This is a genomic window from Streptomyces sp. NPDC055078 (assembly GCF_053607985.1).
The window spans coordinates 1-2,255 of record NZ_JBSGUP010000959.1 but is presented as its reverse complement, the minus strand read 5'-3'; the positions used below and the strand labels follow the sequence as shown (position 1 = coordinate 2,255).

The window sequence follows — 2,255 nt, the reverse complement described above, 5'->3', positions numbered from 1 at the left end:
GGTGAGAGGCAGAGGCTCGGCATCCGCGCATTGACGATGCTTGTTTACTCATGGTTTGTTGTGATCGATTATGTTGAGATGGTGAGGGGTCTCACCGCAGAGGTTCACCGGGAGCCGCCGTGAGGAAGACGCCGCCGTGAAGAAGACATCGACCCGGCTCGCCGACGGACGGGAGCTGCTCTACTACGACTCCCGTGACGACACCGTGCGCGACGCCGTCGACCGGCGGACGCTCGGGCCGGTGGCCACCAGTGCCGAGATCCGCCGGGACCCGCTGCTGGGGGACTCGGTCGCCATCGCGTCGCACCGGCAGGAGCGGACGTACCATCCGCCGGTGGACGCCTGTCCGCTCTGCCCCTCCCGTGACGGCCGGCTCAGCGAGATCCCGGCGGCCGACTACGACGTCGTCGTCTTCGAGAACCGGTTCCCGTCGCTCGCCGGGGACTCCGGCCGCTGCGAAGTCGTGTGCTACACCTCCGACCATGACGCGTCGTTCGCCGGTCTCGGCGAGGAGAGGACCGCGCTGGTCCTCGGGGTCTGGACCGACCGCACCGCCGCGCTCGCCGGACTCCCAGGGGTCGAGCAGGTCTACTGCTTCGAGAACCGGGGTGCCGAGATCGGGGTGACCCTCGGCCATCCGCACGGCCAGATCTACGCGTACCCCTTCATCACCCCCCGTACGGAACTGATGCTCCGTTCGGCCGCCGGGCACCGGCACGACACCGGCCGCAACCTGTTCGACGATGTCGTCGGGCGGGAGGTAGCCGACGCGTCGCGGATGGTCGCCGAGACCGGGCAGTGGGTCGCCTTCGTCCCCTACGCCGCGCGCTGGCCGTACGAGGTGCACCTCTACCCACGGCGGCGGGTGCCGGACCTCAGGGCGCTGGACGGCGCCGCCCGCGCCGAGTTCCCCGGGATCTACCTGGATCTGCTCGGCCGCTTCGAGCGGCTCTTCGGGCCCGGGGCACCGCCGACGCCGTATATCTCGGCCTGGCACCAGGCGCCGTTCACGGCGCCCCTCAGGGATGAGTTCGCCCTGCATCTTGAGCTCTTCACCGTCCGACGTACTTCCGGCAAGCTGAAGTTCCTCGCCGGTTCCGAGTCCGGTATGAGCGTGTTCATCAACGATGTGCCGCCGGAGACCGCGGCCCGGCGACTGCGAGAGGCAGTGAGCGAATGAGCCAGCCAACGAGCAAGTACCTGGTGACGGGCGGAGCCGGATACATCGGCGCCGTGGTGGCCCTCCATCTGCTGGAGGCCGGGCACGAGGTGACCGTCCTGGACAATCTGTCCACCGGCTTCCGCGAGGGCGTCCCTGAGGGCGCGGCGTTCATCGAGGGCGACATCCGGGACGCGGGCAAGTGGCTGGACGGCTCCTACGACGGCGTACTGCACTTCGCGGCCTTCTCCCAGGTCGGCGAATCCGTCGCCCGGCCCGAGAAGTACTGGGACAACAATGTCGGCGGCACCCTCGCCCTGCTCGCCGCGATGCGCTCCGCCGGGGTCCGCAGGCTCGTCTTCTCCTCGACGGCCGCGACCTACGGCGAGCCGGACCGTACGCCCGTCACCGAATCCGACCGCACCGCGCCGACCAGCCCCTACGGGGCGACCAAGCTCGCCGTCGACCATATGATCAGCGGCGAGGCGACGGCGCACGGCCTCGCCGCCGTCTCCCTGCGCTACTTCAATGTCGCCGGGGCGTACGGCGGCTGCGGCGAGCGCCATGACCCCGAGTCCCATCTCATCCCGCTGCTGCTCGATGTCGCCCTCGGCCGCCGCCCGTCCATCTCGGTGTACGGCGACGACTACCCGACCCCGGACGGCACCTGCGTACGGGACTACATCCATGTCGCCGATCTCGCCTATGCGCATCTGCTGGCACTGGGCGCGGCGACGGCGGGCGACCATCTGATCTGCAACCTCGGCAACGGCAACGGCTTCTCCGTACGGCAGGTCATCGAGACCGTACGCACGATCACCGGCCACCCGGTCCCGGAGGTCCTGGCCTCCCGGCGCGGCGGCGACCCGGCGGTGCTGGTCGCTTCGGCGGCCACCGCCCGCGAACGGCTCGGCTGGACCCCGAAGCGGGCGGAGCTGGCCGGGATCGTCTCCGACGCCTGGGAGTTCGCGCGGACGCGCGCCGTATGAGCGACCGTCCGGGCGAGGGGGTCTGGGCCGCTCCCGGCCGGGTCAATCTGATCGGGGAGCACACCGATTACAACGACGGCCTGGTGCTGCCCTTCGCGCTCCCGCAC

The 2,255-nt window shown here is 70.2% G+C and carries 3 protein-coding genes; all 3 read left to right on the top strand.

All coding sequences use genetic code 11. The annotated features are described in order from the left end of the window. Window positions 1-136: 136 nt before the first annotated feature. Window positions 137-1,180, top strand: a complete 1,044-nt coding sequence (galT, locus tag ACWF94_RS39115; protein ID WP_453499840.1) for a galactose-1-phosphate uridylyltransferase — start codon at window positions 137-139, stop codon at window positions 1,178-1,180. Then, a complete protein-coding gene (galE, locus tag ACWF94_RS39110; protein ID WP_453499838.1) occupies window positions 1,177-2,148 on the top strand; it encodes a UDP-glucose 4-epimerase GalE in 972 nt (323 codons plus the stop codon). Before galT ends, galE begins: the two co-directional genes overlap by 4 nt. Continuing rightward, on the top strand, window positions 2,145-2,255 hold a 111-nt coding region (locus ACWF94_RS39105), incomplete at its 3' end, for a galactokinase family protein (RefSeq protein WP_453499842.1). The genes galE and ACWF94_RS39105, both read left to right, overlap by 4 nt.

Excerpts from the sequence above, each read along its gene's own strand:
- galE (WP_453499838.1), top strand. The coding sequence starts at position 1,177 with ATGAGCCAGCCAACGAGCAAGTACCTGGTGACGGGCGGAGCCGGATAC.